General features: G+C 69.2%; 13 protein-coding genes. 6 read left to right on the top strand and 7 right to left on the bottom strand.

What is annotated here, in order from left to right:
• The first annotated feature begins 86 nt into the window (after positions 1–86).
• Genes mutL through ACP93_RS06630 form a run of 3 tightly spaced genes read left to right on the top strand, consistent with a single transcriptional unit; the run spans position 87 to position 3,887 of the window.
• Positions 87–1,967 carry a DNA mismatch repair endonuclease MutL gene (gene mutL, locus ACP93_RS06620; protein WP_048489963.1) on the top strand — a complete coding sequence of 627 codons (1,881 nt, stop codon included), beginning with the start codon at positions 87–89 and terminating at the stop codon, positions 1,965–1,967.
• Positions 1,967–2,896: a DUF1684 domain-containing protein gene (locus tag ACP93_RS06625; RefSeq protein ID WP_048489964.1), complete on the top strand. Its 930-nt coding sequence runs from the start codon at positions 1,967–1,969 to the stop codon at positions 2,894–2,896. The genes mutL and ACP93_RS06625 overlap by 1 nt, the downstream gene beginning before the upstream one ends.
• A gap of 13 nt (positions 2,897–2,909) precedes the next feature.
• A complete protein-coding gene (locus ACP93_RS06630; protein WP_082143387.1) occupies positions 2,910–3,887 on the top strand; it encodes a TraB/GumN family protein in 978 nt (325 codons plus the stop codon).
• 450 nt (positions 3,888–4,337) lie between these two features.
• On the opposite strand, the gene phaR is transcribed toward ACP93_RS06630, so the two are convergent.
• From phaR to gluQRS, 3 genes are all read right to left on the bottom strand, one after another.
• The gene (phaR, locus tag ACP93_RS06635; protein ID WP_048489965.1) at positions 4,338–4,856 is read right to left on the bottom strand and encodes a polyhydroxyalkanoate synthesis repressor PhaR; all 519 of its coding nucleotides are present in this window, start codon (positions 4,854–4,856) and stop codon (positions 4,338–4,340) included.
• A 207-nt stretch (positions 4,857–5,063) separates the two neighbouring features.
• A complete protein-coding gene (locus tag ACP93_RS06640) occupies positions 5,064–5,804 on the bottom strand; it encodes a beta-ketoacyl-ACP reductase (RefSeq protein ID WP_048489966.1) in 741 nt (246 codons plus the stop codon).
• Positions 5,805–5,863: 59 nt separating this feature from the next.
• Complete coding sequence (gene gluQRS, locus ACP93_RS06645; RefSeq protein ID WP_048489967.1) at positions 5,864–6,790, bottom strand: tRNA glutamyl-Q(34) synthetase GluQRS; 927 nt, start codon at positions 6,788–6,790, stop codon at positions 5,864–5,866.
• Between the two features lie 104 nt (positions 6,791–6,894).
• On the opposite strand from gluQRS, the gene htpX reads away from it, so the two are divergent.
• Positions 6,895–7,779, top strand: a complete 885-nt coding sequence (htpX, locus tag ACP93_RS06650; protein WP_048489968.1) for a protease HtpX — start codon at positions 6,895–6,897, stop codon at positions 7,777–7,779.
• Between the two features lie 83 nt (positions 7,780–7,862).
• On the opposite strand, the gene ACP93_RS06655 is transcribed toward htpX, so the two are convergent.
• The 3 genes from ACP93_RS06655 to ACP93_RS06665 form a co-directional block, all read right to left on the bottom strand.
• Positions 7,863–9,935 carry a GGDEF/EAL domain-containing response regulator gene (locus ACP93_RS06655; RefSeq protein ID WP_048489969.1) on the bottom strand — a complete coding sequence of 691 codons (2,073 nt, stop codon included), beginning with the start codon at positions 9,933–9,935 and terminating at the stop codon, positions 7,863–7,865.
• A 181-nt stretch (positions 9,936–10,116) separates the two neighbouring features.
• The gene (locus tag ACP93_RS06660) at positions 10,117–11,313 is read right to left on the bottom strand and encodes a BaiN/RdsA family NAD(P)/FAD-dependent oxidoreductase (RefSeq protein ID WP_048489970.1); all 1,197 of its coding nucleotides are present in this window, start codon (positions 11,311–11,313) and stop codon (positions 10,117–10,119) included.
• Positions 11,310–11,855 carry a YaeQ family protein gene (locus tag ACP93_RS06665; RefSeq protein ID WP_048489971.1) on the bottom strand — a complete coding sequence of 182 codons (546 nt, stop codon included), beginning with the start codon at positions 11,853–11,855 and terminating at the stop codon, positions 11,310–11,312. Before ACP93_RS06665 ends, ACP93_RS06660 begins: the two co-directional genes overlap by 4 nt.
• Positions 11,856–12,337: 482 nt before the next feature.
• Here ACP93_RS06665 and ACP93_RS06670 point away from each other — a divergent pair, with 482 nt between their 5' ends.
• Positions 12,338–12,547 carry a cold-shock protein gene (locus ACP93_RS06670; RefSeq protein ID WP_017909327.1) on the top strand — a complete coding sequence of 70 codons (210 nt, stop codon included), beginning with the start codon at positions 12,338–12,340 and terminating at the stop codon, positions 12,545–12,547.
• 200 nt (positions 12,548–12,747) lie between these two features.
• The gene (locus ACP93_RS06675) at positions 12,748–13,440 is read left to right on the top strand and encodes a glutathione S-transferase family protein (protein WP_048489972.1); all 693 of its coding nucleotides are present in this window, start codon (positions 12,748–12,750) and stop codon (positions 13,438–13,440) included.
• A gap of 30 nt (positions 13,441–13,470) precedes the next feature.
• On the opposite strand, the gene ACP93_RS06680 is transcribed toward ACP93_RS06675, so the two are convergent.
• The gene (locus ACP93_RS06680; RefSeq protein ID WP_048489973.1) at positions 13,471–14,364 is read right to left on the bottom strand and encodes an alpha/beta hydrolase; all 894 of its coding nucleotides are present in this window, start codon (positions 14,362–14,364) and stop codon (positions 13,471–13,473) included.
• Positions 14,365–14,431: the final 67 nt, after the last annotated feature.

A 14,431-nucleotide genomic window follows, 5' to 3' on the forward strand; every position in this document is an offset into this window, starting at 1 on the left:
GCCGTGCCGATGTCCTTTCCCTGCTGTGGTTTTCGTCCTGTCGCCAAGACCGGCGCGCGCCCCTGCGTGCGTGGAGCGGAGACCGCATGAGCATCCGCCAGCTGCCCGAGATCCTGATCAATCAGATCGCCGCTGGCGAAGTGGTCGAGCGCCCTGCCTCTGTCGTCAAAGAACTGGTGGAGAACGCGCTGGACGCCGGCGCGCACCGCGTCGACATCGATCTGGAAGAAGGCGGCGTGCGCCTGATCCGCATCCGCGATGACGGCGGCGGTATCGCGCCGGAGGAACTGCCGCTGGCGGTATCGCGGCACGCGACCAGCAAGATCGCCTCGCTGGACGACCTGGAATCGGTCGGCACGCTTGGTTTCCGCGGCGAGGCGTTGCCATCGATCGCCTCGGTCAGCCGCTTCACCCTGGCCTCCCGCCGTGCCGGCGACGAGCACGGCGCGGCCCTGCAGGTTGAAGGCGGCAAGGTCGGCGAGGTGCAACCGCGCGCGCTGCCGCCGGGCACCCTGGTCGAGGTGCGCGAGCTGTTCTACAACGTGCCGGCGCGGCGCAAGTTCCTGCGCGCCGAACGCACCGAGCTCGGTCACATCGAGGAGTGGCTGCGTTCGCTGGCGCTGGCGCGTCCGGACGTGGAATTGCGCGTCTCGCACAACGGCAAGCCGTCGCGGCGCTACAAACCGGGCGATCTTTACTCGGATGCGCGGTTGGGCGAGACCCTGGGCGAGGATTTCGCGCGGCAGGCCTTGCGCGTGGACCACAGCGGCGCCGGCCTGCGCCTGCACGGGTGGATTGCGCAGCCGCATTACTCGCGCGCCAGCGCCGACCAGCAATACCTCTACGTCAACGGCCGCTCGGTGCGTGATCGCAGCGTCGCCCACGCGGTGAAGATGGCCTACGGCGACGTGCTGTTCCATGGCCGCCAGCCGGCCTATGTGCTGTTCCTGGAACTGGAACCGGCGCGGGTGGACGTCAACGTGCATCCGGCCAAGCACGAGGTGCGTTTCCGCGATGCGCGGCTGATCCACGACTTCGTCTATCGCACGCTGCAGGACGCGCTGGCGCAGACGCGTGCCGGCAGTCTGCCCGGAGCACTCGGCGCCGAAGCGATGCCAGCGGCGCCTGCCGCGGGCGCCGCGGCCTGGGCACCTGCAGGCGCCGCGAACAGCGGCAGTGGCGCGGGTGGTGGCGGGCAGGGCTACGGTTACGGCGCGCAGTGGCGCCCGGCGCAATCGCCGCTCGGCTTGCGCGTGGAAGAGGCGCCGGCGGCGTATGCGGCGCTGTACGCGCCCGCCGCCGAGGCGGGAAGTGCCACCGGCCTGCCGCGGCAGACTCAGGACCCGGCCGGCGGCTTGCCGCCGACCGCCGCCGACAGCGGCGTGCCGCCGCTCGGCTACGCCATCGCGCAGTTGCACGGCATCTACATCCTGGCCGAGAACGCCGACGGCCTGATTGTGGTCGACATGCACGCCGCGCACGAACGCATCGGCTACGAGCGCTTGAAGACCGCGCACGACGGCATCGGCCTGCACGCACAGCCGCTGCTGGTGCCGATCACCCTGGCGGTCGGCGAGCGCGATGCCGACACCGCCGAGCGCGAGGCGGAGACACTGGCCGCGCTGGGCTTCGAGATCACCCGCAGCGGGCCGCAATCGCTGCACGTGCGCAGCATCCCAGCGCTGCTGGCGCAGGCCGAACCGGAGGCTTTGCTACGCGATGTGCTCACCGACCTGCGCGAACACGGGCACAGCGGCCGTGTCGCCGGCGCCCGCGATGCGCTGCTGTCGACCATGGCCTGCCATGGCGCGGTGCGCGCCAACCGTCGCCTCACCGTGCCGGAAATGAACGCCTTGCTGCGCGACATGGAAGCCACCGAGCGCTCCGGACAATGCAATCATGGGCGTCCGACCTGGGCGCGGTTCACCCTGGGCGAGATCGATCGTTGGTTCCTACGGGGGCGGTGATGGACAAGCGGGTGTGGACGACGGCGCTGCTGGCGGCGCTTGTCGCCTTGGGTGGCTGCGGCAAACAGGCGCCGGCGCCGGCCGCGCCGAAGGCGATGGACGCGCGCTTTGTGGCCGATGAACAGGGCTGGCGCGCGCAGCGCCAGCGCGAACTGCAGGCGCCGGATGGCTGGACCAGCCTGGTCGGCCTGCACTGGCTGGAACTGAAGGAGCACTACATCGGCAGCGGCGCGGACAGCGGCATCCGCCTGGCGGTGGGGCCGGCGCGGATGGCGCTGGTGTCGCAGGTGCAGCGCGAGGTGTACCTGACGCCCGAACGTGGCGCCGCCCTCAGCGTCGCTGATGCGCCGGTGCAGGGGCGGATCCGCCTGTACAGCGACCACGATCCGCAGCCGATCATCGTCGACTTCGACGACGGCAAGGGCAAGCTCAGCCTGATCGAACGCGGCGGCCGCTACGCGCTGCGGATCAAGCACGCCGATGCGCCGACCCGGCTCAGTTTCACTGGCGTGCCCTACTGGCCGCTGGCCGAAGCCTGGCGCGTGCATGGGCGCTTCGTGCCCAATCCGCCGGGCACGACCCTGCCCATCGTCGACATCATCGGCGTCACCACGCCATCGCCCAATCCCGGCGCGCTGGAGTTCGAGCGTGGCGGCAAGCGCTATCGTCTGCAGGCGATCGGCGAGCCTGACGGGAAGCTGTTCGTGGTGTTCGCCGATCGCACCAGCGGCCACGGCAGCTATCCTGCCGGGCGCTTCCTGGACGTGGACGCCCCCGCGGCCGACGGCAGCGTGGTACTGGATTTCAACCGTGCCTACGATCCGCCGTGCGCGTTCACCCCGTTCGCCACCTGTCCGCTGCCGCCCCCCGAGAACCGCCTGGACCTGGCGGTGGATGCCGGCGAGAAGGCCTACGCCGCTGCCCATTGAACCGAGGATGCCGATGACCCCGTTCCTGCGCCTGGTGCGCCGCCTGCTGTTTGGCCTTTCGCTGTGCCTGGCGTTGCCGGTGCTGGCCCGCACGCCGCCGCCGGTGGCCGCAACGCCCGTCGCCCCTGCCGCCGCGGCTGCGGTGGCGCCGCCCACGCCGCTGTTGTGGAAGGTCAGCGGCCCGCGCTGCACGGTGTATCTGCTGGGCTCGTTCCATATGCTCAAGGCCGACGACTATCCGCTGGCGCGCGAGGTCGATGCAGCGTACGCGGCCTCGCCACGGCTGCTGTTCGAACTGGCACCGAAGGACGTGGACGCACCACAACTGGGCGCGCAGATGCTGCAGGCGGCGCAGCGCCGTGACGGCAAGCGGCTGCAGGACGATCTGGACCCGGCCACCTGGGAGCGGCTGCGTCGCTATGCCGCTGGCCATGGCTTGCCGCTGGCGCAGATGAGCGGTTTCGAACCGTGGTTCGTCGGCCTCAGCATCAGCATCGCCGACATGAAGGCGCAGGGCCTGCAGGCCGATGCTGGGCTGGACCGCCACTTCATGACGCTGGCCCTGCAGGATGGCAAGACCGCCGAGGGCCTGGAGACCGCACAGTCGCAGATCGACCTGCTCGACGGCATGGACCCGGTGGAGCAGAAGCAGATGCTGGTCGAGGCGCTGGACGATGCCGAGCGGGGCGCGGCGCAGACCCTGCGCCTGCACGACGCCTGGCGCCGTGGCGACGAGCGCCAGTTGTGGCAGGAGATCGGCGCACAGATGAAGCGCGACTACCCGCGGCTCTACCAGCGCATTGATGTGGAGCGCAACCAAGCCTGGCTGCCGCGCCTGGAGCAGCGTCTGAAGGACGGTGGCGGCGACACCCTGGTGGTGGTCGGCGCGCTGCACCTGTTGGGGCCGGACGGCGTGGTCGACGGCCTGCGCGCGCGCGGCTACAAGGTCGAGCGGCTCTGCGGGAACTGCAAGCCGGCGCGGTCGCGCTGAGCGGACCGCGCGTCGCAGGCGTGGTCGGCGTGCGGCCGTACCCTCATCCGCCCCTTCGGGGCACCTTCTCCCGATGGGAGAAGGGAGAAGCTAGAGCCCCGCTCCCATCGGGAGAGGGGTTGGGGTGAGGGTAAGGGCGCGAAGCGCTCCATCGAATCAAATCCACGAGGCTTCGCCCGTACCCCCATCCGCCCCTGCGGGCACCTTCTCCCGAGGGGAGAAGAGAGAAGCTAGAGCCCCTCTCCCATCGGGAGAGGGGTTGGGGTGAGGGTAAGGGCGCGAAGCGCTCCATCGAATCAAATCCACGAGGCTTCGCCCGTACCCTCATCCGCCCCTGCGGGGCACCTTCTCCCAATGGGAGAAGGGAAAAGCTAGGGCCCCTCCCATCGGGAGAGGGGTTGGGGTGAGGGTAGGGCGCGAAGCGCCCGCCGACCCCACCCATCGCAGTCTTCAGCGCGGACGCGACTTCGGCGCCGCACCTGCCGGCGGTTCGCCGGGCTTGGCGCTGCCGGCACCGGCGGCGGGGCGGCCGAAGCCGGCGCCGAGGTTGCGCTGGAATTCCTGCCACAGCTCCAGGTTGCGCTCGGTGAGCTGGTTCATCATGGTCCACGGGGTCTGCCCCAACAGATTGCCCATCTGCTGGCGGAACTGCTGCTGCTGGTCGAGGAACACCTGCATGCTGCGCTCCAGGTAGTTGCCCATGAAGCCCTGTAGCGAGTCGCCGTAGAAGCGGATGATCTGGCTGAGCAACTGTGTGGACAGCATCGGTTCGCCGTCCTGTTCCTGGTCGGCGATGATCTGCAGCAGGACCGCGCGGCTGAGGTCTTCGCCGGTCTTGGCGTCGCGGACTTCGAATTCCTCGCCGTCGATGATCAACTGGCGGACGTCTTCGATGGTGATGTAACTGGAGATCTCGGTGTCGTAGAGGCGGCGATTGGGATACTTCTTGATGATGCGAATCTCAGCCATGAAGCGGTCGCTCTGTGACGGTAGGCGCGCAGCATGGCGCAGCGCAGCAGGGCTTGCAACCGCCGTCAGTACCTGAACGCGCGGGTGCAGCAAAAAAATCATGCTGCGCAACATTCGCGGCGCAGCACAGGTCGCCGGAATGCCCGTCGCGGTCGATGGGGGTAGCGTTACCTCGCGCGCAAGTCGCCGGCGGAGCGGTTCCGCCCCTCACCACCCCATGTGATGGCCGCCGTTGATGTCCAGGTTCGAACCGGTGATCCATGCCGCTTCTTCGGCGACCAGAAACGCCACGGCGTAGGCGATCTCCTCCGGCTTGCCGAGACGCCCGGTGGGAATGTCGGCGGCGATCTTGGCGCGCACTTCCTCCGGCACCGCCATCACCATGTCGGTGGCGACGTAGCCGGGCGAGACCGTGTTGACGGTGATGCCGTAGCTGGCGTTCTCGCGCGCCAGGGAAATGGTGAAACCGTGCATGCCGGCCTTGGCCGCGGCGTAGTTGGCCTGGCCGTACTGGCCCTTGAGGCCGTTGATCGAGCTGATCTGGATGACCCGGCCCCAGCGCTGCTGGCGCATGCCTTCGATCACCGGGCGGGTGACGTTGAACACCGAGTTGAGGTTGGTGTTGATGACCTCGTGCCACTGCTCGGCGGTCATCTTGTGGAAGGTGGTGTCACGGGTGATGCCGGCGTTGTTGACCAGGATCTCGACCGGGCCGAGCTGGCGTTCGACCTCGCGGATGAGGCTCTGCGCATGCTCGGGCGAGGCGACGTCGCCGGGGACGATGGCGACGTCATGGCCGCGCTCGCGCATGCGCTGCTGCCAGGCCAGGGCCTTGGCCTGGTCGCGGTAGTTGCTGGCCACGCGGTGGCCCTGCGCGGCCAGCCGCTCGCAGATCGCGGTTCCGATGCCGCCGGTGCCGCCGGTGACCAGCGCAACGCGTGATGTCATGGATGTCGCTCCGGATAGAGAATGGAAAGGGTGGCCGCGACGCGGCCGAAACACCGATTCTAGTCAGCCTTCGTGTCGCTGGGGATATCGGCGGCGACGGGCGTTGCCGCGTCCACGCTCCGGTCCTGCGCCGGCAGCCGCGCCGGGTCGAAGGCCCGCAGCGCCGCGGCCAGCAAGGCCGGCACCGAACCGGCGCCTGCCAGCGCTGCCGGCGGCTGGCCCAGTGCGGCCCAGGTCAGGCGCAGCGCCGGCAGTGGATCGGCGTCGTCCAGCGGCAGCGCCGCATGCGACTTGGACAGCTTGCGGCCGTCGGCGCCGAGCAGCAGCGGCAGGTGCAGGTAGCGTGGCGTCGGCACGCCCAGCGCACGCTGCAGCAGGATCTGCCGCGGCGTGGAGTCCAGCAGGTCGGCGCCGCGGACCACGTCGGTGATGCCTTGCGCGGCATCGTCGACCACTACCGCCAGTTGGTAGGCCCAGCAGCCATCGGCACGCAGCAGCACCACATCGCCGACCTCGGCATTGACGTCCTGGGTCAGCCGGCCGCGCACGCCGTCGTCGAAGGCGACCACGCTGGCCGCGCCCGGCGGCACGTGCAGGCGGAGGGCCGGCTGCGCGCGTGGCGTGTCGGTGACGCAGGCATGGTGCACGCCGCCCTGCGCCGCCAGCGCGCTGCGGCTGCAACTGCAGGGAAAGGCGAGGCCGGCCCGCAGCAGCCGCTGCGCCGCCTCGCGGTAGACCGGATCGCGCTCGCTCTGTCGCAGCACCGGGCCGTCGGCCTCCAGGCCGCAGGCGCGCAAACTGGCCAGTTGCCGTTCGGCGGCGCCGGGCACGCTGCGCGGGCGGTCCACGTCCTCGATGCGCAGCAGCCATTGGCCGCCGGCGTGGCGGGCCAGCAGCCAACTGCCGAAGGCGGAGAGCAGCGAACCCAGGTGCAGCGGGCCGGTGGGCGAGGGCGCGAAGCGGCCGCGGTAGGGAGGCGGGGACATGGACAAGCTGAATCCTCGGTCAGGTACGCGCTTGAATTCAAGCGGCCGACACCGCAGATTTCGAGCCAATCCTTCCATTTAATCCGTGCGGAGCGCACGCTCACATGTTCAATCGTATCGCCCTGTTCCTCATCACCAACCTGGCGGTGCTGGTGCTGGCCGGCATTGTCATGTCCGTGTTCGGGGTCAACCCCAACCAGATGGGCGGCCTGCTGGTGATGGCCGCGATCTTCGGCTTCGGCGGCTCGCTGGCGTCGCTGCTGCTGTCCAAGTTCATGGCCAAGCGCGCCACCGGTGCGCAGGTCATCACCGAACCGCGCAACCACACCGAGCGCTGGCTGCTGCAGACCGTGCAGCGCCAGGCGCAGGCCGCCGGCATCGGCATGCCCGAGGTCGCGGTGTACGACGGCCCGGAGATCAACGCCTTCGCCACCGGCGCCAACCGCAACAACGCCCTGGTGGCGGTCTCCACCGGTCTGCTGCAGAACATGACCGAGGACGAAGCCGAGGCGGTGCTGGGCCATGAGATCAGCCACATCGCCAACGGCGACATGGTGACCATGGCGCTGCTGCAGGGCGTGCTCAACACCTTCGTGATCGTGCTGGCGCGTGTGGTCGGCGGCGTGATCGACAGTTATCTGTCGGGCAACCGCGACGGACGCCGCGGGTTGGCCTACTTCGCCATCGTGATGGTGCTGGAACTGGTGTTCGGCTTGTTCGCGACGATGATCGCGATGTGGTTCTCGCGCTATCGCGAGTTCCGCGCCGACGCTGGCGGCGCCAGCCTGGCCGGCCGCGCCAAGATGATCGCAGCGCTGCAGCGCCTGGAACTCAACCACGGCCAGAGCACCTTGCCGTCGCAGGTGCAGGCGTTCGGCATCGCCGGTGGTCTGGGCCAGGGCCTGCGCAAGCTGTTCATGAGCCACCCGCCGCTGGCCGAGCGCATCGCCACCCTGCGCGCCTCGCACGTCAACGCCACGGTCAGCTGAGGTACCGCGGGATCGAGACGCCGACCGGTGAGCCGGTCGGCGCCTTTGCAAATCCCCAATCCCAAATCCCCAATCCCGGCCCCTCAGGCAAAATCGAAGTTCATCCCCGGCGCGGCCAAGCCAACGAACTCGCCCTGCACGTAGTCGACGCCGGCGCTGAACAGCAGGCTCATCGAGGTCGCGTCGGTGACGAACTCGGCGATGGTGCGGATGCTCGCCGACTGCGCGCGTGCGGTGATCTCGCGGATCTTGTCCTGGTGTTCGCGGGTCTGGGTCAGGTCCTGGGTGAAGCCGCGATCCAGCTTCAGGAACGAGGGCTGGAAGTGCGCCAGCAACTGGAACGAGTCCAGGCCGGAGCCGAACTGTTCCAGCCCGACCTTGCAGCCCAATGCGGTGGCGTCGGCCAGGAACTGCTGTGCGTTGCGCAGGTGGGTGAATACCTTGGCCTCCGGCGTCTGCAGCCACAGGCGCTCGCCAGGCACGCCGTGCGCGGCCAGTTCGCGCCGGATCAGGTCGACCATCTGGCTGTCGGCGAAGGCTTCCGGGCTGACCTTGACCAGCAGGCTGGTGGCATGGCCGGCGCGCTGGCGTTCGCCGATCACGGCGATCGCGCGGGCGACCACCCAGCGGTCGATCTCGGCGGTCAGGCCATGCTCGGCGGCGATGCCGAGGAAGGTCGACGGACCTATCAGCTCGTCGTTGCGCTCCAGGCGCAGGTAGGCCTCGTACAACTCGTGCGGTTCGCCCTGCAGGTTCAGCACCGGCTGGTAGTGCAGCAGGAAGCCGTCGCCGGCCAGGGCCTCGCGCAGGTGCTGGACCCAGCGCTGCACACGCTCTTCCTCGAGGCGGTCGGCCGCGCCCGGATCGAAGATCTTGCAGGCGTTGCCGCCGAGTTCGACGGTCGCCTGGACGTTCTCGCTGGCGCGCGCCAGAACCTGGCCGACGCTGGCGATCTTCTCGCCGATCTGCACGCCGCCGATGCTGACGGTGACCGTGGCCGAGCGCTCGCCGACGCTGAACACGTGGCTGGCGTAGGCCTGCAGCAGGCGCTCGGCCAGCGCCGCGGTGCGCGCGTAGTCGCCTTCCAGCAACAGTGCGAAGTTGTGCTCGCCGAAGCGCGCCGCCTGCACGTCGCCGTCGATGGCCGCGGCCAGGTGCTGGGCCAGCGCCGCGACCAGTGCGTCGGCCGAATCCAGGCCGATGTCGGCCAGCAACCGCGCGTAATGATCCGGCTCGACCAGCAGGAAGCCGTACTGGCCCTCGCCACGGCCGACCTGGGCCACCGCGGTCTCCAGCGCCAGCATGAAGGTCGGGCGGTTGAGCAGGCCGGTGACCTGGTCGCGCTGGCGCAGGTCCTCGACCTCGCGCGCCAGTTCCGGGTCGAACTCCTCGCGGCGGCGGAACACCACCTGCACGCAGGCCTCGCCCTCGTAGCTGGCGGTGGCGAACTCCATCGTCGCCGGAAAGCTGTCGCCCTCCAGGGTGCGTGCGTCCACCTGGTACTGCGCCGGCGGCGGCTCGCCCTTGCTCAGCGACTTCAGCAACTGCTTGAAGCCTTCCACGTGTTGCGGAGCGACCATGTCCAGCAGCGACACGCCCTCGACGTCATCGAACGAGTCGAACCCGAACATCTCCAGGTAGGCATCGTTGGCACGGATGTGCATGCCTTCGTGGATGTAGGCGATCGGGTCGCGCGAGGAGGCGATCAGCGCATCGCAGCGGCGCTCGGTCTCGCGCATCTGCGCCTCGATCCGGCGCAGCCCGCGCCGCGCCTGCAGGTCGGCCCAGGTGGTACGGACCACCGCCAGCAGATGTTCGGGGCGCTGCCGCAGCGCGATCGCGCGCGCGCCGCCGGCCACCGCCTCCAGCCATTCCTGTTCGTCGATGCGTTCGGCCAGCACGATGACCGGGATGTCCTTGCCGCTGGCCGCGACCCGTTGCAGCACCTGCGGCAGCGGGATCGACTGCGCCTGCGCGCTGAGCACCAGATCGATCGGCTGGGCGGCCAGCATGGCCGACAACTCCTCGGCGTGCTGCGGCCGCGACGGGCGCACGGCGATGCCGCTGTTGCGCAGGCTGCTGACGATCGCCTCGGCGTCTTCGCCGCTGTCGTCGACGATCATCAGGCGGAGGGTGATGTCTTTGCCTGTGTGCATGAAGCCTCCCGGGGACGGGGTTTAATACACGATGCCCGCTGTCGCGTCCATGTCGGTCGGGAATGGGGAATCGGGAATTGGGAATCGCAAGAGCGGGCTGTCGTGTCTGAACGTTCGCGGGCGGACCGAGACGCGCGCGCAACGAGCGGTGTTTCGAGTCCCCATTCCCCATTCCCGGCCGCTAGGCCGCCAAACCAGCGGCGTGGCCCGAGGCCCAGGCCCACTGGAAGTTGTAGCCGCCCAGCCAGCCGGTGACGTCGAGCACTTCGCCGACGAAGTACAGGCCGGGCACGCGCCGCGATTCCATGGTCGAGGACGACACCTGGTCGGTGTCCACGCCGCCCAGGGTGACTTCGGCGGTGCGGTAGCCCTCGGTGCCGCTGGCCACCAGCGGCCAGGCGCCGAGCAGCTCGGCGACGGCGCGCAGCTGCGGCTCGTCCAGCTGGCGCACCGGCTTGTCCGGCAGCCACACCTCGCACAGGCGTTGCGCGAAGCGGCGCGGCAGGGCATCGCCGAGCACCGTGCGCAGCTCGGCGGCGCCGCGCAGACGCTTCTGTTCGCGCAGCCAGGCCGCCGCGTCCTGCCCCGGCAGCAGATCCAGGCGCAGGTCGTCGCCCGGCTGCCAATACGAGGAGATCTGCAGGATCGCCGGGCCGCTGACCCCGCGGTGGGTGATCAGCATGAAGTTGTGGAAGCGCGCGCCGTTGCAACGGGCCTCCACCGGCAGCGCCAGGCCGGACAGGTCGTGCAGGCGTTCCTGGTGCTTGCCGCTCAGGGTCAGCGGCACCAGCCCGGCGCGGGTCGGCAACACCGCGTGGCCGAACTGCCGCGCCAGTTCGTAGCCGAACCCGCTGGCGCCGAGGCTGGGGATCGACAGGCCGCCGGTGGCCACCACCAGCGAGTCCGCGTGCACCGGGCCATCGTCGGTGTCCAGGCGGAAGCCTTCGCTGCCGCGTTCCACCGCGCGCACGCTGCAGCCGGTGCGCACCGTCACCGCGGCCGCGGCGCACTCGTCCACCAGCATGCGCACGATCTGCTTGGAGGACACGTCGCAGAACAGCTGTCCCAGTTCCTTCTCGTGGTAGGCGATGTGATGGCGCTCGACCAGGTCGATGAAGTCGGTGGGGCGGTAGCGGGCCAGCGCCGACTTGCAGAAGTGCGGGTTGGCCGACAGGAAGTTGCCCGGCGCGGTGCCGGTATTGGTGAAATTGCAGCGGCCGCCGCCGGACATCAGGATCTTCTTGCCGACCTTGTTGGCATGATCGATCACCCGCACCTGGCGTCCGCGCTGGCCGGCGGCGATCGCGCACATCAGCCCGGCGGCGCCGGCGCCGATCACCACGACATCGGTGCGGAGGGGGGCGTTGCCGGCGCTCATGCCGCGGCTTTGCGCACCGTGGGCACGAACACGACGTTGCCGCTGTCGCCCAGCCACTGCACTTCGCCGTCCTGGATCATCACGTCGAAGCGCATGCTGCGCTGGATCAGCTCGGCCGCCGCGGCGACGGCGTCGGCCGGCAGGTCGATCACCTGCACCTGCTTGAGCTTGCCCAGGGCGGAGGCATTCTTGTCCCACCAGATGTCCGCGGCGCGGCCGCCGTAGTTGGCGACCACCACCGAGCGCGCCCGGCCGCAGGCCTTGCGCACCCGCGATTCGTCGGGCTGGCCGACCTCGATCCATTGCTCGATCGCGCCGGTGTAGTCCATCCGCCACAGGTCGGGCTCGTCGTCGCTGCTCAGGCCCTTGCCGAACAGCAGGCGCTCCTCGGCGTACAGGCCGAAGGTCAGCAGGCGCGCCATCAGCCGCTGGTCGGTCTCGGACGGGTGTTGTGCCAGGGTCAGGGAATGGGCGGCGTAATAGCCGCGGTCCATGTCGGAAATCTGCAGCTCCGCCTTGCGGAGGGTGGCGGTGAGGGCCATGCGGCTACCGGGATCGAAGGGCGCATAGGATACGGCGTGCGGCGGCACTGTCGGTCCGGACCCTGCTGGAAGATAAGGTTTGGGGGCGGGCGTGGCCGAGGCGGGCGAGGAGGCGGCAGGCCGGTATGGTGGCATCCGCCGTGGTCGCGGGCTTCTGCGTCGTTGTCGGGCACGCCCGCCGATTTGCGCAGTTTCCGCGGATCGGCAGGCGGATCGGCCGCGCCGGCGCTAACTTTAGGGTTAGGTTCAGCTTCCTTGTGGTGGATCCCGGTTTGTCTACACAAACATGTCGCTTTTTGATCGCGACCCGCGTATGGTGGCCCCACTGTGTTTGCTAGAGTCACCGTGAATCGTGGCTTGGTGCAGTAGATCTCACGATCCACTTCATCGTTCCGCTCGCTTTACTAACGCCTGCAACTCAGTCTCGGCCTCGATTTCCGATGGCTGCGATTTCTTCAATTCAATGTTTCAGGAGTTAGCAAATGTCTGAGCGTCAGAACGGTACCGTGAAGTGGTTCAACGATGCCAAGGGCTTCGGCTTCATCACCCCGGAAAGCGGCCCGGACCTGTTCGTGCACTTCCGCGCGATCCAGGGCACCGGCTTCAAGTCGCTGCAGGAAGGCCAGAAGGTGACCTTCGTCGCCGTGCAGGGCCAGAAGGGTATGCAGGCTGACCAGGTGCAGGCCGTCTAAGGACGTCCCCCACCGCAAGGTGCCGAACGCCGGGAGCGCAAGCTTCCGGCGTTTTTGTTTGGGTGATGATTTTTTTAGGCAGTGCGTTCCCCCTGATGTGGCGTAGCCATCGCGCCAGGTGCAGTGGCGATGGCCTGCATGCGCGGGTTCACACCTGCATCCGGCTACCATGGCGGCCCCCGAGTTCCGGAGCCGTCGCCATGATCACCGTGCATCACCTCAACCAGTCCAGGTCTCAGCGGGTGCTGTGGTTGCTGGAGGAACTGGCGCTGCCGTACCAGGTGATCAAGTACAAGCGCGACCCCAAGACCATGCTGGCGCCGCCGGAACTACGCGCGATCCATCCGCTGGGCAAGTCGCCGGTGCTGGTGGACGACGGTCACGTCCTCGCCGAGTCCGGGGCGATCCTCGATTATCTGGTGGATCGCTACGACACCGGTTGCACGCTGTCGCCGGCGCCGCAGCCGCTGGATTCGCCCGAGCGCCTGCGTTATCGCTACTGGATGCACTACGCCGAGGGCTCGGCGATGCCGCCGCTGCTGATGAGCCTGGTGTTCGGGCGGATCCGATCGGCGAAGATGCCGTTCTTCGCGCGGCCGATCGCCAAGGCCATCGTCGACAAGGCGATGCGCGGCTTCGTCGGGCCGCAGGTGCGCCTGCACCTGGACTGGATGGAACGCGAGCTGGCCGAGACCGGCTGGTTCGCCGGCGACCGCTTCACTGCGGCGGACGTGCAGATGAGCTTCCCGGTGCAGGCCGCGGCGGCGCGCATCGGCCTGCAGACACATCCGAACCTGGCCGGGTTCGTACAGCGGGTCGAGCAGCGCCCCGCCTACCAGCGCGCGTTGCAGCAGGGCGGCCCGTTCGAGCTGCTGGAAAGCGCGGACGTCTGAGCCAGGCTCGCTGCGCGCGGCGCTTGCTGCTCAGGGCGCGGCGGGACGCACAGGGCAGGCGCGCACGAAGGCGATGCTGTCGGCCATGACCGGCAGCGCCGGGTCGTCCTTGCGCAGCGCCAGCACCAGGCGCATGTGGCCGACGCCGGGATAGGTCTTCAATTCGGCCGGCACCCCGGCGCGTTGCAGTGCGGCCTGCAGCGACTGGCTGTTGTGCGGTTCCACCACCGTGTCGGCGTCGCCGTGCAGCAGCAGCGCCGGCGGCTCGTCGCCGTCGACGAAGTTCACCGGCTGCGAGCGCCGCTGCTGCGCCGGGTTCTGGCCGAACATGCCGATCAGGTCCGGGTCGGTCAGCGGCAGGAAGTCGTAGGGGCCGGCCAGCCCGACCAGGCCGCACAGCTGTCGCGGCGACAGGCCCTGCGCCTGCAGCCAGTGGCTATCGGTGGCCAGCAGCGCGGCGATGTGCGCGCCGGCGGAGTGGCCCATCAGCACCAGCCGCTGCGGATCGCCGCCGTACTCGGCGGCATGCCGCTGGCTCCAGGCCACCGCGACGGCGGCGTCGCGCATGAAGCCGTCCAGGGTCACCTGCGGATACTTGCGGTAGTCCGGCACGATCGCGACCACGCCGTGCCGCGCCAGCGCTTCGCCGGCCCAGCGGTAGCTCTGGCGGTTACCGGTCTTCCAGGTGCCGCCGTGGAAGAACACCACCACCGGCGCGTGCTGCACTCCGGCCGGGCGGTACACGTCCAGTGCCAGGCCATGCGCCGCGTCGTAGACGATCCCGCGTTGCTCGTTGAGGCCATGCCGCGAGGAGCTGGCGTTGAGGCCGCCGAAGAACAGGCTGCTGCAGGCCGAGACCAGCAGCGAGGACAGGGCGATCAGGGCGTTGCGGGGCCAGCGGGGCGGAGGCGGACGGTCGGACATGGGCGATCCCGGAGAGGAGCGCGGAGCATGCCGGATGCAGGTGTCGGCGGCGAGTGGAGGTGGGGCG

The sequence above is a fragment of the Xanthomonas sp. NCPPB 1128 genome (assembly GCF_001043115.1).
Lineage (GTDB): Bacteria > Pseudomonadota > Gammaproteobacteria > Xanthomonadales > Xanthomonadaceae > Xanthomonas_A.

Coding starts and splice junctions, on each gene's coding strand:
- ACP93_RS06640 (WP_048489966.1), bottom strand. CDS start 5,804: ATGACATCACGCGTTGCGCTGGTCACCGGCGGCACCGGCGGCATCGGA.
- mutL (WP_048489963.1), top strand. CDS start 87: ATGAGCATCCGCCAGCTGCCCGAGATCCTGATCAATCAGATCGCCGCT.
- ACP93_RS06660 (WP_048489970.1), bottom strand. CDS start 11,313: ATGAGCGCCGGCAACGCCCCCCTCCGCACCGATGTCGTGGTGATCGGC.
- phaR (WP_048489965.1), bottom strand. CDS start 4,856: ATGGCTGAGATTCGCATCATCAAGAAGTATCCCAATCGCCGCCTCTAC.
- ACP93_RS06665 (WP_048489971.1), bottom strand. CDS start 11,855: ATGGCCCTCACCGCCACCCTCCGCAAGGCGGAGCTGCAGATTTCCGAC.
- htpX (WP_048489968.1), top strand. CDS start 6,895: ATGTTCAATCGTATCGCCCTGTTCCTCATCACCAACCTGGCGGTGCTG.
- ACP93_RS06675 (WP_048489972.1), top strand. CDS start 12,748: ATGATCACCGTGCATCACCTCAACCAGTCCAGGTCTCAGCGGGTGCTG.
- ACP93_RS06670 (WP_017909327.1), top strand. CDS start 12,338: ATGTCTGAGCGTCAGAACGGTACCGTGAAGTGGTTCAACGATGCCAAG.
- gluQRS (WP_048489967.1), bottom strand. CDS start 6,790: ATGTCCCCGCCTCCCTACCGCGGCCGCTTCGCGCCCTCGCCCACCGGC.
- ACP93_RS06625 (WP_048489964.1), top strand. CDS start 1,967: ATGGACAAGCGGGTGTGGACGACGGCGCTGCTGGCGGCGCTTGTCGCC.
- ACP93_RS06630 (WP_082143387.1), top strand. CDS start 2,910: ATGACCCCGTTCCTGCGCCTGGTGCGCCGCCTGCTGTTTGGCCTTTCG.
- ACP93_RS06655 (WP_048489969.1), bottom strand. CDS start 9,935: ATGCACACAGGCAAAGACATCACCCTCCGCCTGATGATCGTCGACGAC.
- ACP93_RS06680 (WP_048489973.1), bottom strand. CDS start 14,364: ATGTCCGACCGTCCGCCTCCGCCCCGCTGGCCCCGCAACGCCCTGATC.